Below are 25,882 nucleotides of genomic sequence, written 5' to 3'. Positions count from 1 at the left end.
TGTCCGAGCGCGGCCGTGACCTGCGGGACCTCTTTCCCCTCGCCTACATCCGCGGGCATGCGGTGGCCCCCTCTAGAGGGCGCCTCCGTCGTGGCCGACGACAAGGACGGCGGCATCGTCCTCATGCCCCACTGTGTCCGCCAGCCGCATCACACCGCCCACAAGAGTGTCGATCCCAAGACCGGCAGCGGTAGTGATCTCGGCCAGGCGCATCACCCGCCGCAGGCCTTCGTCGAGACTCAGTGACGGCCCCTCCACCACCCCGTCGGTCAGCAGCACGACGACGCCGTCCGTGCTGAGCCGGTGGCACACCACGGGGTACTCGGCGCCTTCGAGCACCCCGAGCGGCGGGCCGCACTCACCTTCGTCGACACCGGACCGGCCGTCGGCCGTGGCCCAGATGTGGGGAATGTGGCCGGCCCGAGCGCACTCCAGGACGCCCGTAGCCGGATCAAGCCGAAGGAAAGTACACGTGGCGAAGAGGTCCGCGCCCAGGGAGACCAGGAGATCGTTGGTACGCGTGAGCAGTTCCCCCGGGTCGCCCGTGACGGACGCCAGCGCACGCAATCCCACACGGACCTGCCCCATGAACGCGGCGGCCTTGATGTTGTGCCCCTGCACGTCACCGATGGACAGGCCGATACGGCCGTCGGGCATGGTGAAGGCGTCATACCAGTCTCCCCCGACGTTGAGCCCGTGATTGGCGGGCATGTAGCCCACGGCCAGCCGGACGCCCGGAGGCTGCGGAAGGTCGTGGGGCAGCATGCCGCGCTGCAGCGCCACTGCCAGCTCCACCCGGGAACGCTGCATCTCCGCGAGCTCCCGGGCCCGGGCGGTCAGCGCCCCGAGCCTGGCAAGCAGCTCGTCACCGTCGTCGGCCGCCTGCGTACGGAACATTGATCGCCCCGGTTCCGCGAGAGCACCCCGCGTCAGTTCAGCTGTCTTCCGCCACCTGCACCACTGGCACAACGTCCTGATCAAGTCTGCCCGCAGATGGCGGAGGTCGCACCCTGTCACGTCTCCGCCGGAGGCCCACGCCGCTCCCTGAGCTGTCGGAGTGACCACCGTCGTGCCGGACGCCAGATGACGTCACAGCCCGGCCGTCACAGCCGGGCCCGGCCTATCGCCCTCCGGAACACACCCGCGCCACCAGGGCGGGCAGCGCCTCCCCCAGCGGCAGTTCGACTCGCTGGGTGGCCCAGCGGTCACCTCGGGTCGGGCCCTGATTGACGATCAGGACCGGCGTGCCGGACTGCGCCGCCTGGCGCACGAAGCGCAGCCCGGACATGACCGTGAGGGAAGAGCCGAGCACGAGCAGGACGGCAGCCTCCTCGACAAGGTGCCGACACGCCGCGACCCGCTCCGGGGGCACGTTCTCACCGAAGAAGACCACGTCCGGCTTGAGCACGCCGTTGCCACAGGCCGCACACGCCACCACCCGGAACTCACGAACCGCCTCGTCGGGCAGTTCCACGTCACCGTCCGGATTGACCCGCGCCGCACGGTAGCGCTCGGCGGCGGCCTCGAACCCCGGATTGGCTTCACGCAGCCGTTGGTCGAGCTCCGAACGGGCGCTGGCTCGCCCACAGGCCAGACAGACCACCCGGCTCAGGCTCCCGTGGAGGTCGATGACGTCGCGGGCCCCGGCGGACTGCTGCAGCCCGTCGACGTTCTGTGTGATCACACCGGTGACCAGGCCTGCTTCGGCCAAGGTGGTGACGGCCCGATGACCGGCATTCGGACGGGCCCGTGTCATGGCCCGCCACCCCAGCTGACTGCGAGCCCAGTACCGCTGCCGGGCCTGCTCGGCGCCGACGAACTCCTGATACGTCATGGGAGTGTGCCGCCGCAGGGAGCCGTGCTCCCCGCGGTAGTCCGGGATACCTGACTCGGTGGAAAGACCGGCCCCGCTCAGCACCACGACCCCGCCTGCGCGCACCGCCTCGACGACAGCCGTGAGGTCGGTCGAGGCCGGGAGCAAGCCGCCAGAAGGCTCCCAGGTCAGCGTGGGTCGCGTCCGCATAGCTGCCAGCTTACGTTTCGGGCGCGCCACGCGTGACTCGGTACGGCCGTCAGCCTTCTGCCTCGGGCTCATTCCTCCGCGTCGCGCACCAGGAGTGCGATCTGTACCCGGTTCTCCACCGCCAGCTTGGCGAACAGGTTGCCGGTGTGTGCCTTGACGGTCGCGATGCTGATGTGCAGCCGCCGGGCGATCTCCGGGTTGCCGAGGCCGTCCGCGATGGCCTCGGCGGTTTCGCGTTCTCGTTCGGTGAGGGTGGACAGCTTTTTCCGTGCGGCGCCGCGCGACGGTTCACGGACGTGAGCGGACTGCGGGCCGGTGGCCGCAGCGATCACTCGCGCGGCGGCCGCCGGGGACAGCACGGGCTCGCCTTCCGCGACGGTCCGCACCGCGTCGAGAATCTGTGCCGGCCGGGTGTCCTTGAGGACGAACCCCAGTGCTCCGGCGCGCAGTGCGCCGAGCACCAGGTCGTCGGAGTCGAATGTCGTCAGCATGAGCACCCGGGGTGGCACCGCTCGGGTGAGCAGCTCCCGGGTCGCGCTGAGACCGTCGCGTCCCGGCATCCGCACGTCCATCAGCACGACGTCCGGTTGCTGCTCGTCCACCACGGTGATCGCGGCGTTGCCGTCGGCCGCCTCCGCGACGACGGTCAGATCCGGTTCGCCGTCGATGACCAGTCGCAGCGCCATGCGCACCAGCTCTTCGTCGTCGACGATGACGACACGCACCGGCTGCCGCTCGCTGTCCACTCAAGTTCTCTTTTCGTGGGTGGGGTTCGGCCAGGGTAGTCGCGCGGTGAGGAGGTAGCCGCGGTCGCGTGTGGGGTGATGGTCGAGTCTTCCGCCCGCGAGGCCCACTCGTTCGGTCAGGCCCAGGAGTCCGAACCCCGATGCCGGTCGTTGCGCGGCTCTTGTGGCGGCCGCCGAGGAAGTGGTGGCCGGGGAGTTGCGGACGCTGACGTCGAGTTGGTCGCCCGCCGATCCTTCGAGGGTGACGTGCACGGGTGCGCCTGGGGCGTGTTTGGCGGCGTTGGTCAGTCCTTCCTGGACGACCCGGTAGCAGGTGCGTCCGACGACGTCGGACGGTGTTCCGTCCACGGTGGTGGTGAGCGTGGCGTCCAGGCCGGATGAGCGGGCGTCGGCCACCAGGTCGGGGATCCCGTCGAGGGAGGGTTGTGGTGGTTCCGGGTGCTCCGGGTCTGCCCGGAGCACACCGAGGACGTCCCGTAGTTCTTCCAGGGCTTGGTGGGAGCCCTCGGCGATGCCGCGGACCAGCACACGGTTCTCCTCGGTGCTGAGACCGCTTCGGTGATCGAGCACTCCGGCCTGCATGGCCACCAGGGAGATCCGGTGCGCGAGCACGTCGTGCATCTCGCGGGCGATCCGGTTGCGTTCCTGGGCCCGTGTCTGCGCCGCTCGTGCGGTCTGTTCCCGTTCGGCGCTCTCCGCCCGGTCCCGCAAGGACCGTACTTCGACACGGCGCGCGCCGATGGCCATGCCCACGGCCACCGCGATGCCCGCCGTCAGTGCGGGCATCGTGAGCTGGATCCACCACGTACCGGGCGGGCTCTGGACCGGGTAGACCTCGACGGCGAACTGCGCCGCGGTCACGTAGGCCAGCACGACGACCGCGATCTCCACCGGTCGGCGGCGGGTGGAGATCGAGCCAAGTGCCACCAGCGCGGCACCTGCGGCCAACGCCGAGGCCGTCGAACCGATCGCGACCGCCATGGCGACAGCGAGCGGGAAACGCCGCCGCCACACGAGCGCCGTCAGGCAGCCGAGAGCGACCAGCGGGTCACCGATGTGGAACCAGGTGCCCGTTTCATCTCCCTGCCAGTGCAGCAGCACACCGGTGTAGAGCCAGGCCGGGATACCCACTGCTACGGCTGCCGCCAGCCGCCAGGTCTGCTGCCACCACCCGAGCCGTGGCGCCGCGTCGTCGATGTTCACCCGGCCATTGTCGCCAACCTGGATGGCCTGTGAGTCAGACCAGGGGCTGATCCGCCCTGGACCAGAGTCCAATGACCGCCTCGCCCGGAGTCGGAGGCGTTCTGGCCCGGGGTCGAAGACGTCGCGGGCCGCCGGGTTGATGTGCCGTACATGCCGCACGGACAGACTCGTTCACGTGCCGAGACAGCGGGACGCGGAAACGGGATACGAGACGGAGAGACACGATGCGCAAGGCCGGGTTCAAGGACGGTCTCACTGCCCTTGAGGCGGTCGGGATGGCGATGACGGCCCTGGCCTCCCAGGCGGTGATCCGCGGTCTGCTCGACCAGGAAACCGAACTGCTGTGGGGGGCCTTCGACTGGGTTCCCGGCGGTCGCACCGGCCAGCTGGTCCTCCTCGGATTCATCGCGCTCGTCGCAGTGGTGTCCGGTGGCTGGGCACACACCCGCCGGGAAACGGCCTGACGCGATCCGGGACGACGGACTCGCTCCCGATACCGGCGTTCGGGCCGCGTCCCGGCACCCCCTCACACCCCCTAACACCCCCTGCACGCTCATTCAGGAGGACATCAGATGCGCAGATCCCTGTCCCTTGCCCTCGCCACCACCACGATGGCGGCCGCGACCGCTGTGCCGGCCGTGTCATCGGCGGCGACGCCGGACACCGTACGCTGGGGCCCCTGTCCGCAGGACGTCGCCGCACCCCGTCTCGAGTGCTCGACGCTCCAAGTCCCCCTGGACTACCGGGATCCGGACGGTCGGCAGATAGAGATCGTGATCTCTCGGCTGGCCTCCGAGAAGCCCTCGCAGCGCCGCGGCGTACTGCTGACCGATCCGGGCGGTCCCGGCGGCGCGGGACTTGACTACCCGGCCGTTCTCGCCCGCTCAGGGCTGCCGCAGAAAGTGCTCGACTCCTACGACGTGGTCGGCTTCGACCCGCGCGGGGTCGGCCGCAGCACACCGGTGACCTGCGATCTGACGTCCGAGCAGCAGGCGCGCGGCAATTTCGCTCCGTACGCGCACACCGATGCCGATGTCGCCCGGGAGGCGGGGAACGCGCGGACCATCGCCGAGCAGTGCGCCACCTCGCGGACGGCGTCGATGCTGCCCCACACCACCACAGCGAACACGGCGCGGGACATGGACCGGATCCGGGCGGCGCTCGGCGCGCCGAAGATGTCGTACCTCGGACACTCCTACGGCACCTACCTCGGTGCGGTGTACACGACGATGTTCCCGAAGCGCAGCGACCGGATCGTGCTCGACAGCAATCTGGGCCCGGGTGGTTACGACGTCACGGCCATGCGGCGGTTCGCCCGTGGAATGGACGACCGGTTCCCGGACTTCGCGGCGTTCGCGGCCGCGCATCCCGAGTACGGTCTGGGCGCCACACCGCGGCAGGTGACCGCGAAGTTCTTCGATCTCGCGGAGCGGTTGGACGCGAAGCCGGTCCAGGGAATCGACGGGACGCTGTTCCGCGGGTTCACGTTCGACCGTCTCTACTCCGACGCGCTCATGCCTCAGCTGGCCGAGTTCTGGCAGGCGCTCGACACGGACAAGCCGCTGCCGCCCGTGCCGCCGCTGCCGAACATGGAGAACCTCATGTCCGCACGTTTCCATGTCATCTGCGGTGATACGCGCTGGCCGGGAACGGTCAAGGAGTACCAGCGCAATGTCGCGGTCGACCGCGTGGCCCACCCGATGCTTGGCGGGTCCACGGCCGGCGTCGGGCCGTGCGCGTTCTGGCCGGGCAAGCGGGTCGAGCCGCCGGTCCGCATCGGTGACCGGGGCCCGTCGAACGTGCTCATGGTGCAGAACGAACGCGATCCGGGAACGCCGCTCGTCGGGGCCGAGGAGTTGCGGCGCGCGTTCGGGAAGAGGGCCACGATGGTGACCGCCGACCAGGGCGGTCACGGTGTCTACCCCTTCGGCCGCAACACGTGCGCGAACGACGCGGTGACGGCGTTCCTGACCGGCGGGCAGCGCCCGGCGCGAGACCTCGCCTGCGCGGCCGAGCCGAACGAATAGCGGGAGGGGGAGACATGTTGAAGGAGTTGCGGCGCCGTCGGGCCGCGCAGCGGGTCAAGCCCGGGGACGGGCGAGCACTGAAGCGCTTCCGCTGGTGGCAGATGACCTTCCGCGCACTGTTCCATCTGCGGCTCACCGACGAAAACGGCCGGCAGACGGTCTACGCCGTCGACGTCAAGCATTCGGGGAACAAGTCGACCGGCGTAGTCGAAGCCCACCTGTACCGCGACGGCAGGCAGCACGCCCAGTCCAGACTCCCTGCCTTCTTCCCCGTCCCGGGCGGCACCGTCGAAGTGAGAGGGAGCGGCTTCGGCCTCAAGCGCTGCCACTACGTCACCGCCAAGGGGGCTGAGCACCAACTCACCCCGGATCGTGACTCCGCCGAAGGCCGCCGCGCGCACTTCGACGCCGCGCACCCCGCGCTGAGCCGCGCGATCGGATTCCTCTCGTCGATCATGCTTGTCGTCGCCCTGGCACTCCTCCTCTGCCAGTTCGTCGAGCCGGTATCAGAGGTGGAGCCCATTGCCCGACGCATCGGGACGTTCACTTCTCCCGTCAGTCCGCCGACCTGGCTCAACATCCTGATCGGGCTCGGTGCCGCAGCGGCCAGCACCGAGCGGGCACTGCGGCTGCGCTACCACTGGCTGCTCGACGGCGGGGTGGGCTGACCGGTGCCCGTCCGGTCACATGGCCGCAGTGCTGATGGCGTTGCGGGTGCCCGGGCCGTAGACGCCGAGGGGTTCGTCGATGGCGCGTGACTGTTGCATGCGCGCGACCGCGGCTGCGACGTCCTGGTTGTAGTAGCCGTCCACGGGGCCGGTGTAGAGACGTAGTTGTCCCAGCTGCTCCTGCAACTGCCGTACAGAGGTGCCCGTGCTGCCCACCCGCAGCACACTCGATGCGTGCTCGGTGTTCGCCGGAGGGCTCGGGTGCGGTGTGGGCTTGCTGGGCGGGGCGGGCGCGGAGGGTGTCTTGTCGGGTACGGGCGGAGTCTCGTGGCGGGGAGCGTCCGGTTGCTGGGCGGGCGGCGCGGCGTGCGGAGCGGTGGGGGCCGGGCGGCTGTGGGACTGGGCCAGGAGCCCGGCGGTGAGGACGAGCAGGGCTGCGGACGCATAGCCGTACGAGAGCGGTGGGAAGCCCCGTCTGGGCTTGATCGCGCCATGGCGGGCATGAGTGTGGGCTTGGGCGTGGAGGCGACGCTGTCCTCGCAGGGAGGCGCGGTGGCGGCCCTTTCCCTCTCTGCCGGAGGTGGGCGCCGCGCTAGCGGGTATCGCCTGCGTCGGCCCGTCCACCGGGCGCGAGACCCCGAACGCCGTACGCAGGCATCGGTCTGGTGTCCGCGTCAGGTAGGAGGAAAGCGCTGGGTACATGGACGGGTCTGGGACGGCTGCTTCGAAACTCACATGATCGAACGTAGACGTCCGTGCGGCACCGATCCCCCGTCGTCGGCCCCGAACCGCGATCCTTAAGGCTGCCTTGACGGTCGACTCAGGGCCAGCTAAGCCCCGTGACACCGCGGGCGGTTCTGTACCCAGCGGGTATCAGGGAGCGCTTGGTCGGTCGTCGGTTCGGGCGGTGCGGTTGTTGCACCGCCAGGTGGGGTCCACGGGCCCTTCTGACCGACGGTGATCTGGTAGGTCGGGGGCTGCCGGTGCGGGCGCTGCCACGCTGAGCAGGACGGCGGCGCGCCCGCGAGGCGGTGGTGCACCATGCGAAGACCGCCCAGCCGCGGTGCGGCAGCGCGGTCCCCAGTTCCAGGGCGGTACGCCGGCCCACGCACCGGCTGCACACTCGAAGGCTGAAGCTGAAGTCGACGCTGACACTGAAGCTAAAGTTGAGGTTGAGGGCTCGGTGGCGATCACTCGATGTGACCATCGCTCTCAGCGGCGAGACCGGTGCGTGGAGCCGAGGGCCTTGAGGCCGTTCAGGAGGGTGAGCAGGACCGCGATGCGGTGGGCGCGGAGCCGCTCCGCCGCCGCTTCCGACTCGCCCTGGGGCACGTCCGACTGGCTGAGAGCCTTGCGGGTCGGCGTGCACGGCGAGCAGCCCGCGAACCACCGTGTGACGGCGTCCCTCCTGGCCACCGGAATGCGGCTGCCCGAGCAGCACTTCGGGCCGTGCGCCGAGCGGGCCGGTCACCAGCAAGAGCCTGCTTCTCGGCCGGTTGCCGCAGCCCAGCGTGGGCGAGGCGTTCGGCCACAACCCCGAGCCCTTCGGATGCCACGGCGACGGCGCGGGGCTGCTGCGGGACCGCTCGACGCCGTACTCGAATTTCGTCGTCGATCTGATCAACTTCGCGGTGTGGAAGGAGAACTACCGACCGGAGTTCCGCACCCAACGTGCCGCGAGCACCAGGCGGCTGACAAGTACGTCCAACCGGAGGCTGCTTCCCCCCCCCCACCCGCCCTACTGGGTGGAGCCAGGACGCCGACCACATCCAGGCGAAGATCGGGCGGACATGTCGCCCCGCTGGATTGCCGACCCCGGACGACTCCGCCCTGGTTCGAATCCCCATGCCGTTGCTGCCCTGGTGACAGTGGTCGCGGAAGTCTGTACGCCAGAACCCAGGCCGTGGCTATGCGCGCGCCTCGTCTGGTTCTCCGCTGGATTGCGCAGTTGCGACTCCGTGTCGCGATCGAGTTCGCGTGCCCCAGCGTTCAATCGTCGGGCCGACGGCGCCCACCGCGGCGAAGAATGCGCCCAGGAGCAGCCAGCCGCTCGTGCCCAGTCCGAGCACGACGGTGGTGAGGATGGCCGGGGCGAGCGCCTGGCCCGCGCTGAAGCCGAGCCCGAGAAGCCCTTGGTACTGGCCTTGGGCATGGTCTGGTGCCAGGCCGAAGCCAAGGGCGAAGCCGGCCGAGGACTCCCATATCTCCCCGAGGCTGTGGACGAAGATCGCTGCGACCACAAGGCCTGCGGCCGCCCACACGGGAGCGTGCGCGGTCAGGGCCATCATCGGACAGCTGAGGAGGAAGAGCAGTCCTGCCGTGCGGAACGCTTTGCCGCCATCGCGCGGCGTCTCGATGCGGGATCCGATTCTGGTCTGCAACAGAACGCAGACTCCAGCATTGATCGCGGATACCGCGGCCACGGTCCAGCGCGGTGCGGTCGTGTGCTCGGAGATCCATATCGGCAGGAGCAGGGACACCACTGGATATTGCAGCCCCATCGCGCCGTAGAGAGCTGTGAAGGTCACGAACGGCCGGTCGGTGAGAGCGATCCAGCGGCGCTGCTGCGACGGTGGCGCCAATGCCCTGTAGTTGGGGAGCAGGAAGAGGAGGAGGGCGCACAGTGCAAAGCTGGTCGCGTTGCCGAGAATCAGCACGCTGTAGGCAGTACGAGTATTCACTGTCACCGCGAATCCGGCACCCACGGTCCCCAGGACGACGCCCAAATTGACGTAAGTGCGGAGCTTCGCCCTGAACAGCGCTGGGCGGTCAGTACCGACCCGGACCACGAGAGCTCCCCAGGCTGCCCCGGCGACGGCTGCGGCAAGCTGATCAACGGTAGCGATGACCGCGAGCGCAGCCCAGCTCTCGACAAGCACGAGAGCGGACATCGCCACTGCCTGAACCGTCAGAGCGAGCATCATGATCGTGCGCGGCCCACGTCGATCGGCCAGGTGACCTCCCGGTATCCCCGCGAGCAGGCCGATCAGACCGGCGACGGTGAGAGCGGCACCCACCTGCACTGCCGGTAGATCCACGACCAACGTGAAGTAGAGCGCCGCCGCCGTGTTGAACAGCCCATTGCCGACTCGGTTCACGAAGCTGGCCAGGATCAGTACACGCTCTGACCTGTTGGCCCCAGCTATGTCAGCTATTCGGCCGGGTGATCCTCCCTTGATCATGGGCGCAGGCTAACAGCGGGAGGGCGAAGCGAGGAGATAGCAGTCAGGGCGACATGGCCGTCTGTGACGGAGGTCCCTGATCTGAAGACGGCATCGCCCACTGCCGCCTGCCCATGTACACGCGTTGGCGCCCGTCACCATCGTCGGCCCGCACTCACTCACCCCCGCCCCGCAGAGCCCTGCCCTGCCCTGCCCTGCCCTGCCCTGCCACGAGCGCCTCGCCCCTCACCTGGATCCACACGCCACGCCCACCACCGCTGCTGCTGCCACCACGACCGCACCAGCCGCCGACGATGCCTGCTCGCCGCCGGATGGACCAAGCAACCGATTTGATCGTCTTACCGCCGGGTAGCAGGGCGACATGGTCACCGACAGCGCCACCTCCCCGAGCGGCTACACGCAGCCCGCCATCGACGTCCAGGCTCTCGCCGATCTGCTCGACGGCGAATACGCCGAGGTCCGCAGTTTGGTCCGCGCCAATCTGACGACGTACGCAGGCGTCCTTGACGAAGCGGAACAGCTCGGCTTCGACGAGTTCCGCGAGCGCGTGCGTGAGCTCGTCGTCGAGATGGCGGCAACCGGTCAGACCGGCATGGGATTCCCGAAGGAGTACGGCGGGGGCGGCGACATCGGCGCATCGATCGCCGCGTTCGAGACGCTCGCCTTCGGCGATCTGTCAGTACTGGTGAAGGTCGGCGTGCAGTTCGGACTCTTCGGTGGCGCCATCCTGCACCTGGGCACCGAACGCCACCACGAGGCCTACCTGCCGCGTCTGATCACCGGAGAGCTGATGGGCTGCTTCGCGATGACCGAGACCGGACACGGTTCCAACGTCCAGGCGCTGGGCACCGTGGCTCGGTACGACGCCGACAGCCAGGAGTTCGTCATCACCACCGGCTCAGACCAGGCGCGCAAGGACTACATCGGCAACGCGGCCCGGCACGCCGAGCTTGCGGTCGTCTTCGCCCAGCTGGAGGTGGGCGAAGAGCACCAAGGGGTGCACGCGTTCGTGGTGCCGATTCGCGTCGACGGTGAGGTGGCCCCCGGCGTCCGGATCGAGGACGACGGGCGCAAGATGGGCCTCAACGGCGTGGACAACGGCCGGATCTGGTTCGACGGCGTACGCGTGCCGCGCGAGGCGCTGCTCAACAAGTTCGCCGACGTCACTCCCGAGGGCGCCTACCAGAGCCCGATCGACAACCCCGACCGCCGCTTCTTCACCATGCTCGGCACTCTGGTGCAGGGGCGGGTCAGCGTCGGCGGAGGCGCCATCAACGCCAGCAAGGTCGCGCTGGCCATCGCCACCAAGTACGCCGATCGCCGGAGGCAGTTCAAGGCCGCCTCGGACAACGAGGAGCAGGTGCTCCTCGACTACGGCATGCACCAGCGCCGGCTGCTCCCGCTCGTCGCGCGCACCTACGCGCTGCACTTCGCCCAGGACGTCGTGCGCACGCAACTGCACGAGGTCTTCTCGGGGTCCACGGACGACGAACGCGCACGGCGTGAGCTGGAGGCACGGGCCGCAGGAACCAAGGCGCTCGGCACCTGGCACGCCACGCGCACGATTCAGGAGTGCCGCGAGGCGTGCGGGGGCGCAGGCTATCTGGCCGTCAACCGGTTCGCCGCCCTGAAGGCCGACAGTGACGTCTTCGCGACGTTCGAGGGCGACAACCACGTGCTGCTCCAACTGGTGGCGAAGGGCCTGCTCACCCACTACGCAAGCGAGTTCGAGAGCATGGACCAGCGCGGCATGGTCCGGTACGTCACGAACCTCGCCGTCGAGACGGTCATCGAGAAGACCTCGGCCCACAAACTGCTGGAGCGGGTACGTGACCTGCTGCCCGGCGGCGATGAGTGGGATCAGGAAGCGGGCCTCCTCGATTCGGAGTATCAGCTCGCCATGCTCCGATTCCGCGAGGAACACATGCTCGCCGGTGTGGCGCGCCGGCTCAAGCGTGGGATGGACCAGAAGACCCATCCCGGCGTCGTCTTCTCACAGGTGCAGGACCATGTCATCGCGGTGGCCCACGCACATGTCGAGCGGCTGGTGCTCGAAGCGTTCGTCGACAAGATGCGCCGACTCCCCGATGGTGACAACAAGGTCGCACTGGGGCTCCTGTGCGACCTCTTCGCCCTTTCCACGATCGAGGCTGACCGCGCCTGGTTCATGGAGCACGGCCGGCTGACGGTGCAGCGTTCCAAGGCGATCCGCCGTGAGGTGAACGACCTGTGCCGCAAGATCCGGCCGCTCGCCACCGACCTCGTCGACGCCTGGAACATCCCGCCCCAGATGCTGCGCTCCCCCGATCTTGTGGGGTGAGCATCCACGTCCGGCGTGTGAAGCTTGCTCCGACGAGCTTCGCTGCATGCCGGATGCGGTGAGCGGCAGACCTGCACGGTGATTCACCGGAGTCAGTGTCGAGGGTCCATCTGGTTCAGTCCACCGTCGGCGTACAGGCTCGAACAGGACGAACTCATCAGCCGCCTTGCGCCCGATGGACACTGACGGCGTAGCCTCCGCCGTCGTAGGGGTGGGTGTCCCACGTCGCGAAACGGTCGACGGAGGTGAGGCCCGCCGCGGCGCAGTAGGCGTCGTACTCCGGCAAGGTGATGGCGGGCGACACCGGCAGGTGAGCTTCGTCCAGGCCGAATCCGGCGACCATGAGGCCGCCAGGACGCAAGGCCGCGGCCAAGCGGCTGATCACCGCGGCCTCAGTTCCGGCAGCAAGGAGCGGGAAGATGTTGCCGGCAGCGACCACGAGGTCGAAGTCCGCGGCAAGACGAAGTGCGGCCGGATCGAACGTGGCCAGGTCGGCCTGGATCCAGGGCAGTTCCGGCGCCTGCCTGCGCGCCACGGCCAACATGGAAGCATCCAGGTCGACCCCCACACAGTCGTACCCCAGCTCAGCCAACCGGATCATGACCCGGCCGGTGCCGCACCCGGCATCCAGCACCCGCGCCCCGGCAGGCACCAGCGCGGCGCACAACTGTGCCTCACCGTGCATGTCCTTGCCGCTGCCGGCCAGGGCCGCGAACCGGGCGGCGTAGTCCTCTCCCGACACTCCACCGGTCAGCTCTTCCCAACGACTCATGTCGGACAGGATAGGTGAGCAGCATGTGTCCATGGTCATCACGCGGGTCTGCTGACGAGAATGGTGAGCCACCTCTTCGCCCTCCCTCGGCGCCCAGGATCCGCAGAACGTGACCGCGTACTTCCCCCGTGACGCCGACGCCACGGCCCGGGAGGCCGGGGTGCGGCACATCATGCCCATCTCGGTGATCGGCGCGGACCGGATGCCGATGGTCTGGTTCGCTACGCAACGCGCGGCGGAGGAAGCGATCACCGGTTCCGGTATCGCCTGGACGATGCTGCGCGCACGGCGCCCGGACCTGGGAAGCATTCCTCGCTGACCAGGTCGCCTGAAGACCCCCTGGAGGAAGGGTTTGCCGGAGTCTCGCCGAGCATCTCTTTGGTCAGCACGTCGCGGATGCGCACCAGCAGCCTCGCGAGGCAGACACGCCCCAGGCTCGGACCTCCTGTCGGAGGCGTGATCTGGGGGGTGTCACTGCCCCGTGACGACCGGTTCGGGAGAGGACGCGTCGTGCTGCCTCGGGTGGCCGATGGCCACGGCGCCGCGGAAGTTGTCTGCCGAGATGCTCGACATGGTGTCGAGCGACGGGTCGGGAACGGGCAGCAGATGGGCGTCGACCCAGGTGTCCCCCGCTGCCGCGTTGGCCCACGGGTCCTCGATCACGATGGCGCCGGGTACGGCGCCGTGGCAGAGCACCCAGTGCGGTACGTCGAAGCCTTGCATCCCGACGAGCGAGACCAGGAGCAGCACCTGTTCGCGTCGGTCGATCGCGCTCCGGATCGCCGCCATGGGGAGGTGGCACGAGTCGATCGGGACACCGATCCGTACGGCGTCCGTACGCGATGTGCGCTGGAGCAGGGCACGCCACTCCTGCTCGTTGTCCGGGTAGTGGTCGAGCAGGACGGCCCGGTCCGTATCTAGGTGGATGGTGACGGGGGACGACGGCCAGGCCCGGCGCACGGCGACGCCAAGGCCGACGGGCTCGCACGCGGGGAAGTTGGTCGCGTCGCGCCACAGTGTCAGCTCGGACTGGCGGTCGAGTGCCTTGTCCGGCAGCGCCCCGGACAGGGTCTGCGCGACCAAGGCGGTGACGGCACCGCACGTGAAGTGCGTGGTCTGCCCGTAGTACGGGGGCTCGGTCACCACGCCGTCGCGCAGCCAGCGAACGTAACCGGCCTCAGGCCCTTCCCCGTGCCCCGCCGGTGTGAGCGGAGGACGCAGCAGAGTGAAGCCGGCGGCAGCGGCGGCCTCCGGGCTCGCCGTCCAGCCTTCCCACTTGACCTGTGCGAGCCCCCGGCCGCGTGCGTGGGCGACGACGGCCTGGACGGCTGCCTGTACGTCGCCGACGGCGTCGACGATCTTCAAGTAGGCCGTGCCGGGGCGTGCCGTCACGAGCGCGGCAGCGACCCAGTCCACACCGTCGTCACCTGGAACGGCCACGATGTGCGGAGCGTGAGCGGAACGGTCGACCGTGTGCCAACGCTCCGGCACCTCGTGGTGCCCGAGCCGCCTCAGCTCGGTCGGCGAGGTGCCGTCGGGCTCGAACGGGACAACGACGACCTTCGCGGACTGTTCCTGCTGTTCCTGCTGAGGCGGCATACCGGCACTCCTGGCGGATCGGAAGGTGCGAGGGACGGGGGGCACCGGCGGGCGGGCTCACGCTCGGGAGCGCCGGAGCACCCAGATGAAGTACGGACCGCCGACCAGGGCGATCATGAGGCCCGCCGGCACCTGGGCGGGTGCGACGACCGTGCGGCCGAGGGCGTCGGCGACGCAGACCAGCAGTGCGCCGAACAGCATCGCGACCGGGATCGCGCGGCCGTGCCGGGCGCCCACCAGTGACCGGGCGAGGTGCGGGGCGACGAGCCCCACGAAACCGACGACACCGACGGCGATCACGCTGAGCGCCGCGAGCACCGCGGCGATCGTCAGCGCGGCGATGCGCACGCGTACCGGCCTCACCCCGACGATGCGCGGGGTGTCCTCGTCGACGGCGAGCAGGTCGAGCCGGCCGCGCATGGCGAGCAGCACGGGGAGCGCGAGCGCCAGGGCCACCGCGACCGGTACGACGTCGGGCAGCGTGCGCCCGTAGGTCGTGCCGGAGAGCCAGGTGAAGATCCGGGGCGTGTTGTACGGGTCGGCACGCAGCAGGAGGAAGGTGGTGAGGGAACTGAGGCCGTACCCGCAGCCGATGCCGATCAGTACGAACCGGTCGGGCAGGAATCCGCCGCGCCAGGACAGCACGGCGATCAGCGCGAACGTGGCGAGCCCCGTGGCGACCGCGGCCACGATGAGCAGCGGTCGTCCGCCGGACAGGCCCGATGTGGCGACGGCCGCCGCACCCAGTCCCGCGCCCGCCGTGATGCCGAGCACGCCCGGCTCCGCCAGCGGGTTACGCACCGTGCCCTGTACGACGCATCCGGCAAGACCGAGTGCGGCACCGGCGAGGATCGCGGCGATCACGCGCGGGACCCGGTCGTCTAGCGCCTGGCCGATCAGATCGGGGGCGGTGCCCTGAACCCAGAGGGCGATGTCGCCCGTCCGCAGCCAGAGGCTTCCCGCCAGGACCGCCACTAGCGCCGCCCCGACCAGGAGTGTCACCGCGCCGAGCACGACGAGGAGGAACGCGCGGCGCGAGCGTGCGGCGACCCGCGCGTGCGGTGGTTGCCGGAGCCCGCCCGTGTCACGGAGGCGGAGCGCGAGGACCACGATGACGACGGCGCCGAGCAGTGCGGTCGGTACGCCGGTGGGAATGGAGGCGGCCCCGTCCGCACCCTGCACCGCGCGCAGCGACGCGTCCGCGAGCAGGATGAGCAGCGCGCCGAACAGCCCCGCCGCGGGCACCAGGAGGAGGTGGGGGCGCAGTGCCCGGACCCGTCCCGCGATCAGACGGGCCAGGACGGGGGCGCCGAGGCCGACGAAGGCGATCGGGCCCGCGAGCGTCACCGCCGTACTGGTCAGGATCACCGCGCAGATCACGGCGGTCACACGGGTGGTCCGGATCGGCACGCCGAGGGTGGACGCGGCGTCGTCGCCGAGGTTCATCACGTCCAGCCGCCGGGACAGCGCCAGAGCCACGCACAGCACCACGGCCATGACGGGGAGGGCGCGTATCGACGCGTCGATGTTCAGTTGAGCGAGCGAGCCGCTCCCCCAGGCGAAGAGACCGGTCGTGTTCTGGTTGAACAGGATGAGAAGCATCGCGGTCGCCGCGTCCAGGGCCATCGCCATGGCCGATCCGGCGAGGATGAGGCGGGTGCCCGCTGTGCCCGCTGCCCGGCCCGCGAGGAGCAGCACCAGCGTCGCCGCGACCAGGCCGCCTGCGAAGGCGACGGCGCCCGACGCCCAGAGCGGGACGGCGAGGCCGAAGGCCGTGACGAGCGAGAGCGTGAAGTAGGCCCCGGCCGTGACCGCGAGGGTGTCGGGCGAGGCGAGCGCGTTGTTCGTGACGGACTGCAGCAGCGCGCCGGCGCAGCCGAGGGCGAAGCCCACCGCCACACCCGCGAGCAGGCGCGGCAGACGCGAGCCGGTGAGGATCTCACCGACCGGCGCCCCGCCGGTGCTGTCCCGCTCCCCGCCGAGGTACCGCACCAGGTCGCCGACGCCGACGCCCGATGTCCCCTGCGTCAGGTGCCACATGCCCACCAGGGCGGTCGCTGCGAGAAGGAGTGCCAGGACGGCCACCCCGGTGGGGGCGCCGCCGCGCTCGGCGCGCCGCAGCGCTTCCCCTCCGGATGCCGTCATCTGAGGTGTGCTCACTTCTTGTCGAGTACGTCGACGTACGCGTCGATCGCCTGCTCGCAGGAGCGCGGACCGCCGGCGCCCCACACCCGCGCGGGGAACGAGTGTGCGCGGCCTTCCTTCACGGCCGGGATGGTCTTCCAGATCGGGTTCTTCTTCAGCGCGGCGACGTACCCCCCGGCCCCTTCGTCGTTGGCGTAGAACAGGTTGGCCTTGCCCACCGAGGTGAGTCCCTCGACGTCGGTCTGCGCGAGGCCGTAGGACTTGTCTACGCCCCCGTCTCCGTGGGCCTTGTTGATGTCCTTGGTCCACGCGGGGTTCATGCCGAGCTCCTTGCCTATCTCGGTGAACAGGGCGCCGTCGCTGTAGGGGCGGACGGTGAGGTTGCCTCCCTGCAGCCATCCGTCGAAGAACAGGAAGTCCTTCGTCGGCAGATCGGCGTCGGTGACCTGCTTCTTCGCCGTCGCAAGGTGGTCGTCGAACTCCTTGAGCACCTGGTCGGCGCGCTCGGTGCGGCCCGTCGCCTCGCCGATCATGCTGAACACCTCCCGCATGTTCCCGATGGGGTCCTTCGGGTTCGCTCCCCGGGTGGCCATCACGGGGACGCCGCGCTTCTCCAGCTTCTTGAGGGTCTCGTCGTCGGCGTCGAACGCCTCCACCACGATGAGGTCGGGCTTCGCCGCGTAGAGGGTGTCGAGGTCGGGCTCCTCACGGGTGCCGATGTCGGTCACCTTGCCGGGCAGCTTCTCCGCGCTGACCCAGGTGCTGTATCCCTTCCCGTCGGAGACCGCGGTGGGGGTGACGCACAGGGTCAGTGCGTCCTCGACCTGCTGCCATTCCAGGACCGCGATCCGTTCGGCGGGCTTGTCGAGCTTCACCTGCCGGCCGACGCCGTCCTTGAAGGAGACCGGCTTCGTCGAGGTGGTCGTGGTGTCCTTGGCGCAGTCCTTCGACGCGGGCGACGCGCTGGCACTGCTGCCGGCGTCGGCCTTGTCGACGGTGGTCGTGCCGCAAGCCGTTGCGGCGAGGACGATGAGCCCTGTGGAGGCTGACGCCGCCAGGCGACGGGCACGGTTCATGAACGTTCCTCTTTCTTGTTCTTTGCTACGCGTCGTTCATACGACGCGTCGTTCGTTACGACTCGCCTCTCGTGCAGCTCGCCGCTCTTGCAGCTCGCCGCTCTTGCGAGCCACTGCGGTGGCGGATGTGCCGCTTCAGGCGGGGTGCCGACCGATGGGGTCGATACGGAGACGGCCCGTGCGCGGGTCGACGCCGACCTCGACCCGGATGTCGTAGACCTCGCCGATGTTCTCCTCGGTGAGGACGTCGACGGGTGCGCCGACCGCGTGCACACGGCCGGCGCGCATCAGGACCAGCGTGTCCGCGACGCGGGACGCCTGGTCGAGGTCGTGCAGGACGATCCCGACCGCGATGCCGTGCTCCTCGACGAGATCGCGCACCAGGTCGAGCGTCTCGATCTGGTAGCGCAGGTCCAGGTGATTGGTCGGTTCGTCCAGGAGTACGACGCCGGTGTCCTGGGCCAGGCAGGCCGCGAGCCATACACGCTGTATCTCCCCGCCGGAGAGTTCCCCGACCGGCCGGTCGGCCATGTCCCGTACGCCGGTGACGCCCATGGCGTGCTCGATGGCGCTCCGGTCCTCAGTGGTCAGGCCGGCGAAGCCACGCCGGTACGGGTGGCGTCCGAACGCCACGACCTCCTTGACCGTCAGACCTTGGGGCGCGGGCCTCGACTGGGAGAACAGTGTGATCTCGCGGGCGAACTGGCGGGCACTGAGCAGAGCCGCGTCGCGCTCGGGCCCTCCGTCGGCGGAGCCGAGCGTCACCCGGCCGCCGTCCACCCGGTGCAGCCGGGAGAGCGCGCGCAGCAGCGTGGATTTCCCGCTGCCGTTCGGTCCCACCAGGGCGGTCGCACGGCCGGGTTCCAGAGTCAGCGAGACGCCGTGGACGACCGGTGTGCCGCCGTACCGCAGCACCAAGTCGTGCCCATTGAGGGCACCCGCTGGTGTGGCGGGGTGGGCCACAGGGCGAACGGCGTGCCGGGAGGGGCTTGTGAGCATCAGTAGGTCCGGGGGATCGGAGGGGCGAGGAATGCGGCACCCTCCGTCCGGCCTTGCCGACCGGGCAGCGGACTCTCCACGCACGGAAAGCAACGTTCGCGGCGAGCAACAACTAAGGGTTACCTAACTCCGAGGAGCTTATATATCGCTCGCCATGTCGACAATCAGGAGTTCTGGACACCCGATACGGGATTCCGGACACCCTCGGGGGCGCCGTCAGCGGCGGCGAAGAACGCGCCCGGGGTGGTTCCGGTGATCCGCCGGAAGGCGGCGATGAAGGTGCTGGGCTGCGCGTAGCCCAGCACCTCGGAGACGGTCGTCACGTCGAACCCCTCGGAGAGGAGCGTCAGCGCCCGGTGCACACGCAGCGCCTGCCGCCACTGTGCGAAGGACAGGCCCGTGGCGTGGCGGAACGCGCGAGTGATCGTGCGGTCGCTGATACCCAGCCACCGCGCCCACTCCTCCAGCGAGCGGGAGTCGGCGGGATCGTCGAGCAGGGCTTCGGCGATCGCGTCGACCCGGGAGTCGCCGGGCAGCTGCAACGCGAACTGGCGCTGTGACGGCTGGAGCACGTCGAACACGACCGACTCCGCCCGCGCTCTGGCCGCCGCGTCGAGATCCGTGTCGGAAAGATGAGTCAGGAGTGACTCCAGCAAGGGCGTCATCGCGATCGCTCTCGGCTCTTCGAACGCGAACGCGGACGGTGTGCGGTCGGGGGCGAAGAAGGCCTCGTGGAACTGTGCGCCCGCCGTCGCCCGGCCTCCGTGCACCACTCCGGCGGGCATCCACAGCCCGTACCCCTCGGACACGGTGAAGACGCGGTCCGCCACCCGGGACGTCAGTGTTCCGTCGCGGACCCAGACGAGTTCGTGCCGGGGGTGCGAGTGCGGCGACCACTCCGTGGGGACAGGAGGTATCTGCAGCCCGGCGAAAATGGCGAAAGGGGCTATTGCCTGCTCCGGGAACGGCGCGACCCGGCGCACCACAGCGCCCGCCTCCTGCCGCCACATCCCGGGGCTCGCGTCACCACGGGACGATCGGACCATACGGGCGAGTCTAGACGGGGCCCGCGGCGGCACCGCGAGCCCCCTGGCCTGCGGCGAACCGGCGAACCGGCGGGCGGCTCGGTGGCAGGGCGCAACCCTGGGTCCAGAGGTGAGCGGGCTCCGACTCCGGATCCGGTATCCCTCCCCAGGACGAAGACGAGACCATCACCACCCCGACCCCGACCCTGGCCCCGACCCCAACCCCGACCGCAACAGACATCACCGCCCGGACACGCTCGGCTGGACTACGGCATCTCCGGCCGCGAGCGCGTCCGCTGCCGCTCCCCGCCCGGTCCTGGCGGAAAGCGGTAGCGGACGCGCCACCCAGAGACTGATCTGCGGTCAGCCGAACGGGATCGTCAGTGTCGAATCGGCCGTCCCGGTCCGGAGCTTTGCCGGGGCGTTGCCGATCGCCGACCACACCTCCAGGCGCACCGTCCCGCCCTTCAGGTTCCCGAGCGCGCCCGTCGCCGATTTGAGGCCACTGCCCTCGCTGTAGGCCTCCCAGCCGGTCACCGGATCAGTCGCGAAGTACCGGTAGGTCTCGGTCCGTTCGAAGGTGCCGTCGCCCGTGAGGTCGTAGCTGATCCTGGCCTGATGGCCCAGGCCGACCGCGGTCCCCGCGTCCAGTTGGAGGCGGAAGGCCGTGGACTTGCTCGCCGTGAGGGTGCCGTTCACCTTCTTCGCCTCGTAGACCAGTGGCTGGTACGGCGTGCCGTCGTGGTTCGCGCCGCCCGCCGACGCGAGGGTGTCGCTGCCGGCCGTGGCCCCGGTCGCCGTGGTGAGTGTGCCTCCCGCACGAAGCTGGAAGACGTTCCCCGTGGGCGGGTCGGGGTCCGGGTCGCCACCACCCGTTCCGGTGCCCGTCGCCGTGGAGCGGGCCGGGACCGTGAGGGTCGCGCCGTCGGAGAAAGTGACCGTGCGGGGTGAGGCGCCGAAGTTGTGCGCCGCGTAGGTGCGCACCGTCCCCTTGGTGAAGACCGCCGATGTCGGGATGTCGCCCGTGATCGTCGTGTCGGGGGCGCCGAGCGCGTCCAGAGTGCCGATCCAGTGGTAGGTGTGCGCCTTGGACTCCCCCTGCTCGGGCGTGTAACCGGCGTTGCCCGCGTCCCACTTGGTCTTGGCCGCGGCGGGGTCGGCGAGCGATTCGAATTCCCAGAGGATGTCGCGCCACTCGACGGCCGGGCCGCCGTTCTCCCGTACCATCTCTGCGAGGTTGCGCCGGATCGCGGACTTGTGTCCGGCCAGGTGGAGTGAGCCGCCGGTGACCGGCAGGACGTTGATGCCGTGGATCTCCTCCGGGTTCGCCGTCCACCACGTGGCGTACGCCGCTCCGCTCCCCCACACCATCCCGGCCGTGTCATGGCCGAAGCCGGAGGGGAACACCTGCTCGTCGGCGTCGAACCAGTACTGGGCGATCGCCTCCGACTCGGTGGTCAGCAAGTAGGCACCCAGGTCGCGGAGTTCGGCGTTGTCGGTGGCCGACCCCCAGAGCACCAGGGCCGCGCTGAGGTTCGTCGACTCGGACGACGACTCCTGATTGTTGCCCGCGGCGAAACCCTGGTGCCCTGAGGCCCAGCTGTGGCCCGCGTACACGTCGAAGCCGCGGAGGAAGGGGAAGGCCGTGTCGCCGCGGGCCGGGTTGGCCGCGTCCTTGATGAGGGTCTTCACCATGCCGCCCCACGCCGAGTCGGCGGCCCAGGCCTGGTCGTACTGGGCGACGATCGCCGCCGCGTAGACGTAGTAGCTGTAGTGGAAGTGGTGGTCATTGAGTTCCGTGTCGCTGCCGTACGACGCCGGGTAGCCGGTCAGGGTCTTCCAGTCCTTGTCGTACGAGAACTCACTCGCACCGCCGGCGGTGAACCACTCCTGGAGCCGCCCCTTGAGCAGGCCGAGGAGTTTGTCGCGGGTGGCGGTCTCACCGATCTGGTCGGCGACCGGGACGAGTTGGGCGAGTCTGCCGAGCGCCTTGCCCGTCCAGTAGGTGTCGGTGGCGCCCGAGAACGGGTCGGCCGCGTTCGCCACGTCGTCGAGGTACACCTTCAGGCGCGCCCGGTCGACGCCCGAGGACTTCGGGAGTGCGGGCAGGACTGACGACGACTTCTGGTTGGTGGTGAAGGACGTTCCCTCGCGGACCTTCATCGTGCCGCGCGGCGACACATAGGTGTAGGAGGTCAGCGGATCGGTCGAGTGCAGCCACTGGTGGCGGTAGAGCGCCTGGAGCGTTCCGGTCTCGCTGCCCTCCTGCGCCTGCGTGGTGAGGGTGTAGCCCGCCTTCACCGAGCCCGCCGTGGAGGACCAGGTCGCCTTGGATCCGGTGACGAAACTGAAGGCGTACTTCTTGTACGTGGCGAGCGCGTCGGTCGACGGGAGGACGGCGAGGGAGAAGTAGTCCTTGGCGCCCAGACCGGCCGTGACCGTGGAGCCCGAGACGGTCCAGTCGCTGCCGCTCGGAGCGAAGAGGGCGTAGTGGTGGCCCGCGACCGTGATCCCGAGGACGTTTCCTTGGTCCGCGAAGACGGTCGGCGCGGCGGCGGTGGTGATCTGGGCGTTGCCGCCCGAGCCCTTGGCGTACACGAAGGGCAGGCCGTGGCCGATGGTGGTGCGCAGGGTGCGGGTGCCGTCCGACCAGTAGGGGGTGACGGTCCAGTCGGACCAGGCGTCGGCCTTGGTGTCCGGGGAGTTGAGGCCGCTCAGGCCGAGGGTGAGGTCGCGCTTGTGCGCGTACTCGTACTGGCGGCCATCGCCGACGACCGCGGGGGTGGTGGGGTAGCCGACCTCCAGGCCACCGGCGGTGGCCTGGTAGGTGAGCGGGTGTCCGTACATCGGGGTGGAGTACGGGTTGTCGCCGTACCGCTGGAAGGCCAGGGAGGACCACCAGTCGTTGGTGGGGACCGGCTTGCCCTTGGCGGCCGGGGTGACCTTGGGGGTCGCCGGGGTGCCGGTGTTGGTGGTGGGTCCTGAGGTTCCCGCTGGGCGGGTGTCGGAATAACTGCCGGAGCCTACCGGGATGTTGGCTGCCGCCGCGGGAGTGGCGGCGGGGCCGAGACCGATGGCGGCCAGCGCGGCGACCAGCACCAGGGCGGCGGCCGGTCTGTGTCGAGGGACGAGTCGTAAGCGGGGGTCTGGCATGGACGGCACCTCGAAGTCATGACAGTGAGGGCGTCTTGAGAGCGCTCTCAGATGCCGAGGAACGTAAAGCCAGTGCAAACAAGCGTCAATAGCTGGTGCAGACGTGAGTTGAGCGCCCGACGCCAAGCCGCCGCGCCTTCGAGTCTTGGCGAGACGCTCCTCTGGCGGGGCACGCTTCAACCGCACCACTCCCCCGCCGCCGCCCGGCGCGCACGCCGGGGGCGACGGGGACCACGGGGACGCCGGGGACGCCGGGGACGGCGGGGACGACATCGTCGAAGTCGCCCTCCCGTCTTCGGGCTCCGGCTACCTTGCGCGTGGCTACGTGCGCGGCTTGTCCGCACCTCGTTCGGCCGCGAGAGCGACGTCGATGGCCGTCCAGGCCATGCCGGTCGCTCCGTCGAGTACGGCCCGGTCCGCTGTCTGTGTGCGGCACGCGGCGGTGAATTCCGGTTGGTGGTTGACCGCGGGTCGGCAGTCGAGGCCGAGCATGGGGTGGATGGTGGGGACGACATGGGAGACGTTTCCCATGTCGGTGGCGGCGCCCGCGACGCTCTTCGGCAGTTCGGGGAAGCTGCGGCCGAGTGCCGAGGCGTTGGCGACCCACAGGTCCAGCAGCTCCTGGTCCGGCCGCAGGTCGGCGTAGTCGGGGCCGACCTTCGTGGTGGACAGGTCGCAACCGGTGGCCAGTGCGCCCGCTTCGAAGCAGCGGTGCACCCGCCCGGACAACGGCTCCAGGGCGTCCAGGGTGTCGCTGCGCACGATCCAGCGGCCGCGACTGACGTCGGGGATGACATTGGCGGCGGAGCCTGCCTGGGTGACGATCCCGTGTATGCGGTCGGAGGCGGTGGTCTGCTGGCGCAGCAGTCCGATGCCCACCTGCGCGACGGTCATCGCATCCGCCGCGTTGACGCCCAGCTCGGGATAGGCACCGGCATGTGCCGCCTTGCCTCTGTAGGACACGTCGAACTGGGTGACGGCCAGGCCGGGCATCGCCGCCATCTCGACCGCCGCCGGATGAACCATCATCGCCGCGTGTACGCCGTCGAAGGCGCCCTGTTCCAGCATCAGCACCTTGCCGCCGCCGCCTTCCTCGGCGGGAGTGCCGAGGATCCGCACCGTCAGGCCGAGTTCGTCCGCCAAGGGAGCAAGACCGATTCCGGCGCCGACAGCCGCGGCGGCGATGATGTTGTGGCCGCAGGCGTGTCCGATGTCGGGCAGGGCGTCGTACTCCGCGCAGATCGCGATGTGGGTCGGCCCGGTGCCGACCGTCGCCTCCACCGCGGTCGGCAGCCCGCAGTATCCGTGCTTGACCTCGAACCCCGCGTCGCTCAGGGCGTCGGCGACCCATCGGCTTGCGAGATACTCCTCGAAGGCCAGTTCGGGGTTGGCGTGGATCCGGTGGGACAGGGCGATCAGGTCGTCCGCCGCGGCGCGGACGTGCCGTGCCGCGGCCTCCTTGGCGGCGCTCACAGGGCGGCCGCCGGGGCGGTGGCGGCGATGTGCACGGCGGCGGGCCGGGTCGCCGCGTCGTACGCGGCACGGGCTCCGGTGGCCCCCATGCCGCTGTCGCGGGCGGGTTCGTAGAGCCGCTCGGGGCCGCCGCCCTGCCACTGGTTGACCCATACGACGCCCACGGGCAGCTGCGCGGCTGCCGCGATGTGATCGGGGTCGTCGGTGTACACGGTGGCGGCGAGGCCGTAGCGGGAGGCAGCCGCGAGGGTGAGGCCCTCCTCGAAGCCCGCCACGACGGTGACGGGCGCTACGGGGCCGAATGTCTCCTCGGTCATCACGAGCATGGTGTCGTCGACTCCGGTGAGCACGGTCGCCGGGTAGAAGTAGCCGGGACGTTCCGGTACGGCTCCGCCCGCGCGCACGGTGGCGCCCTTGTGGACGGCGTCCTCGACGTGGCGTCGTACGGTGTCGCGTTGCCGCGCGTCCACGAGCGGCCCGAGCACCGTGGCGGGGTCAAGACCGTCGCCGATGGTGAAGGTCCGCGCCGCCGCGACGAGCGCCTCGACGAACTCGTCCGCGATCCGCTCATGAACGTAGATCCGTTCCATCGAGGTGCAGATCTGGCCGGTGTTGATGAACGCGCCGAACGCGACGGCCTGCGCGGTGGCCACCGGATCGACTCCGGCGTCGATCACGACGGCGTCCTTTCCGCCGAGTTCGAGCACGGAGCGGCTCAGGCGGTGTCCGGTCGCCGTCCCCACGGCACGGCCCGCCCCGACCGAGCCGGTGAAGTGGACGAGCTGCACTCCTTCGTGTTCCGTCAGCGCGGCGCCGGTACGGCCGTCACCGAGGACCAGGTTCAGCACCCCCGGGGGCAGTCCGACGGAGGCGGCGAGATCGAGCAGCCGCACCGTGGAGACCGGGGATCGCTCGGAGGGCTTGACCACCACGGTGTTCCCGGCGGCGAGCAGCGGGCCGAGTGCGCCGAGGACCATGACCACGGGAAAGTTCCACGGAGTGATCACTGCGGTGACGCCGAGCGGGTGGCGGACGATGTCGGTCCGCTCTCCCGCCGGACCCGGACCGGTCACCGTTTCGCTGAACGGGTAGGTGAGCGCCTGGTCCGCGGCGGCCTTCAGCCCGGCCACGGCCCCCGCTATGAAGGAGCCCCCGATGCCGACCGGTTTGCCCATCTCCCGGCATTCCAGTTCGGCCAGTTCGTCGGCGTGTGCCGCGATCGTGTCGGCCCAGGCGTGCATCAGTTCCACGCGCCGCGCCACGGTGAGCGCGGCCCACTCGGGTTGCGCCACGACGGCCGCGGACACGGCGCGGTCGACGTCGTCGGCACTGCCCGCGCGGAACTGCGCGAAGGCTTCCTCCGTGGCGGGGTTGACCACGGCGACGACATCCTCGCCGACCGGTTCTTCCCACCGGCCGCCGATGAAGTTCTGCAGGGTTTCCATGGTTGTGGCCGTTTCTGTTCGGTACG

Annotated in this window: 21 protein-coding genes; 5 read left to right on the top strand and 16 right to left on the bottom strand. The window is 69.9% G+C overall.

Features of this window, described 5'->3' with window-relative positions; translation table 11 throughout:
- Positions 1-72 precede the first annotated feature (72 nt).
- From ACZ5CR_RS01820 to ACZ5CR_RS01805, 4 genes are all read right to left on the bottom strand, one after another.
- Positions 73-897: a PP2C family protein-serine/threonine phosphatase gene (locus ACZ5CR_RS01820; RefSeq protein WP_468852541.1), complete on the bottom strand. Its 825-nt coding sequence runs from the start codon at positions 895-897 to the stop codon at positions 73-75.
- Between the two features lie 223 nt (positions 898-1,120).
- Positions 1,121-2,023: an NAD-dependent protein deacetylase gene (locus ACZ5CR_RS01815; protein WP_468852539.1), complete on the bottom strand. Its 903-nt coding sequence runs from the start codon at positions 2,021-2,023 to the stop codon at positions 1,121-1,123.
- 68 nt (positions 2,024-2,091) lie between these two features.
- Complete coding sequence (locus ACZ5CR_RS01810; RefSeq protein WP_468852536.1) at positions 2,092-2,769, bottom strand: response regulator; 678 nt, start codon at positions 2,767-2,769, stop codon at positions 2,092-2,094.
- Positions 2,770-3,966, bottom strand: coding sequence for a sensor histidine kinase (locus tag ACZ5CR_RS01805; RefSeq protein WP_468852981.1), 1,197 nt, complete (start codon positions 3,964-3,966; stop codon positions 2,770-2,772).
- Between the two features lie 230 nt (positions 3,967-4,196).
- Here ACZ5CR_RS01805 and ACZ5CR_RS01800 point away from each other — a divergent pair, with 230 nt between their 5' ends.
- The 3 genes from ACZ5CR_RS01800 to ACZ5CR_RS01790 all read left to right on the top strand — a co-directional run bounded on the left by ACZ5CR_RS01800 (position 4,197) and on the right by ACZ5CR_RS01790 (position 6,667).
- Complete coding sequence (locus ACZ5CR_RS01800) at positions 4,197-4,436, top strand: hypothetical protein (protein WP_468852535.1); 240 nt, start codon at positions 4,197-4,199, stop codon at positions 4,434-4,436.
- A gap of 108 nt (positions 4,437-4,544) precedes the next feature.
- Positions 4,545-5,999 carry an alpha/beta hydrolase gene (locus ACZ5CR_RS01795; RefSeq protein ID WP_468852533.1) on the top strand — a complete coding sequence of 485 codons (1,455 nt, stop codon included), beginning with the start codon at positions 4,545-4,547 and terminating at the stop codon, positions 5,997-5,999.
- A gap of 14 nt (positions 6,000-6,013) precedes the next feature.
- Positions 6,014-6,667, top strand: coding sequence for a hypothetical protein (locus tag ACZ5CR_RS01790; protein ID WP_468852530.1), 654 nt, complete (start codon positions 6,014-6,016; stop codon positions 6,665-6,667).
- Positions 6,668-6,682: 15 nt separating this feature from the next.
- Here the strand turns inward: ACZ5CR_RS01790 and ACZ5CR_RS01785 are convergent, their stop codons facing one another.
- The 3 genes from ACZ5CR_RS01785 to ACZ5CR_RS01775 all read right to left on the bottom strand — a co-directional run bounded on the left by ACZ5CR_RS01785 (position 6,683) and on the right by ACZ5CR_RS01775 (position 9,849).
- Positions 6,683-7,402, bottom strand: a complete 720-nt coding sequence (locus ACZ5CR_RS01785; RefSeq protein WP_468852527.1) for a peptidoglycan-binding domain-containing protein — start codon at positions 7,400-7,402, stop codon at positions 6,683-6,685.
- A 477-nt stretch (positions 7,403-7,879) separates the two neighbouring features.
- On the bottom strand, positions 7,880-8,083 hold the full coding sequence (locus tag ACZ5CR_RS01780) for a hypothetical protein (RefSeq protein WP_468852526.1): 204 nt from the start codon (positions 8,081-8,083) through the stop codon (positions 7,880-7,882).
- A gap of 491 nt (positions 8,084-8,574) precedes the next feature.
- Complete coding sequence (locus ACZ5CR_RS01775; protein WP_468852524.1) at positions 8,575-9,849, bottom strand: MFS transporter; 1,275 nt, start codon at positions 9,847-9,849, stop codon at positions 8,575-8,577.
- A gap of 361 nt (positions 9,850-10,210) precedes the next feature.
- On the opposite strand from ACZ5CR_RS01775, the gene ACZ5CR_RS01770 reads away from it, so the two are divergent.
- On the top strand, positions 10,211-12,169 hold the full coding sequence (locus ACZ5CR_RS01770) for an acyl-CoA dehydrogenase family protein (protein WP_468852523.1): 1,959 nt from the start codon (positions 10,211-10,213) through the stop codon (positions 12,167-12,169).
- Between the two features lie 157 nt (positions 12,170-12,326).
- Here ACZ5CR_RS01770 and ACZ5CR_RS01765 read toward each other — a convergent pair whose 3' ends face one another.
- Positions 12,327-12,941 carry a class I SAM-dependent methyltransferase gene (locus tag ACZ5CR_RS01765; RefSeq protein WP_468852521.1) on the bottom strand — a complete coding sequence of 205 codons (615 nt, stop codon included), beginning with the start codon at positions 12,939-12,941 and terminating at the stop codon, positions 12,327-12,329.
- A gap of 109 nt (positions 12,942-13,050) precedes the next feature.
- Here ACZ5CR_RS01765 and ACZ5CR_RS01760 point away from each other — a divergent pair, with 109 nt between their 5' ends.
- Complete coding sequence (locus ACZ5CR_RS01760; protein ID WP_468852519.1) at positions 13,051-13,260, top strand: hypothetical protein; 210 nt, start codon at positions 13,051-13,053, stop codon at positions 13,258-13,260.
- Positions 13,261-13,412: 152 nt separating this feature from the next.
- Here ACZ5CR_RS01760 and ACZ5CR_RS01755 read toward each other — a convergent pair whose 3' ends face one another.
- The 8 genes from ACZ5CR_RS01755 to ACZ5CR_RS01720 all read right to left on the bottom strand — a co-directional run bounded on the left by ACZ5CR_RS01755 (position 13,413) and on the right by ACZ5CR_RS01720 (position 25,856).
- Entirely contained in the window at positions 13,413-14,540 is a 1,128-nt protein-coding gene (locus ACZ5CR_RS01755; protein ID WP_468852518.1) for a peptidase C39 family protein, read from the bottom strand.
- 57 nt (positions 14,541-14,597) lie between these two features.
- Positions 14,598-16,685, bottom strand: a complete 2,088-nt coding sequence (locus tag ACZ5CR_RS01750; protein ID WP_468852516.1) for an iron ABC transporter permease — start codon at positions 16,683-16,685, stop codon at positions 14,598-14,600.
- 11 nt (positions 16,686-16,696) lie between these two features.
- Complete coding sequence (locus tag ACZ5CR_RS01745; protein WP_468852514.1) at positions 16,697-17,761, bottom strand: ABC transporter substrate-binding protein; 1,065 nt, start codon at positions 17,759-17,761, stop codon at positions 16,697-16,699.
- Positions 17,762-17,896: 135 nt separating this feature from the next.
- The gene (locus ACZ5CR_RS01740) at positions 17,897-18,760 is read right to left on the bottom strand and encodes an ABC transporter ATP-binding protein (RefSeq protein ID WP_468852513.1); all 864 of its coding nucleotides are present in this window, start codon (positions 18,758-18,760) and stop codon (positions 17,897-17,899) included.
- 164 nt (positions 18,761-18,924) lie between these two features.
- Positions 18,925-19,770: a helix-turn-helix domain-containing protein gene (locus ACZ5CR_RS01735; protein WP_468852978.1), complete on the bottom strand. Its 846-nt coding sequence runs from the start codon at positions 19,768-19,770 to the stop codon at positions 18,925-18,927.
- A gap of 378 nt (positions 19,771-20,148) precedes the next feature.
- The gene (locus ACZ5CR_RS01730; RefSeq protein ID WP_468852511.1) at positions 20,149-22,938 is read right to left on the bottom strand and encodes a glycosyl hydrolase; all 2,790 of its coding nucleotides are present in this window, start codon (positions 22,936-22,938) and stop codon (positions 20,149-20,151) included.
- A 321-nt stretch (positions 22,939-23,259) separates the two neighbouring features.
- Complete coding sequence (locus ACZ5CR_RS01725; RefSeq protein WP_468852510.1) at positions 23,260-24,411, bottom strand: M20 family metallopeptidase; 1,152 nt, start codon at positions 24,409-24,411, stop codon at positions 23,260-23,262.
- Complete coding sequence (locus ACZ5CR_RS01720) at positions 24,408-25,856, bottom strand: aldehyde dehydrogenase family protein (RefSeq protein WP_468852509.1); 1,449 nt, start codon at positions 25,854-25,856, stop codon at positions 24,408-24,410. Before ACZ5CR_RS01720 ends, ACZ5CR_RS01725 begins: the two co-directional genes overlap by 4 nt.
- Positions 25,857-25,882 lie beyond the last annotated feature (26 nt).

The sequence above is a fragment of the Streptomyces sp. NPDC031274 genome (assembly GCF_055570235.1).
The sequence above is the reverse complement of the archived record's forward strand: the minus strand, read 5'-3'. Positions and strand labels throughout refer to the sequence as shown.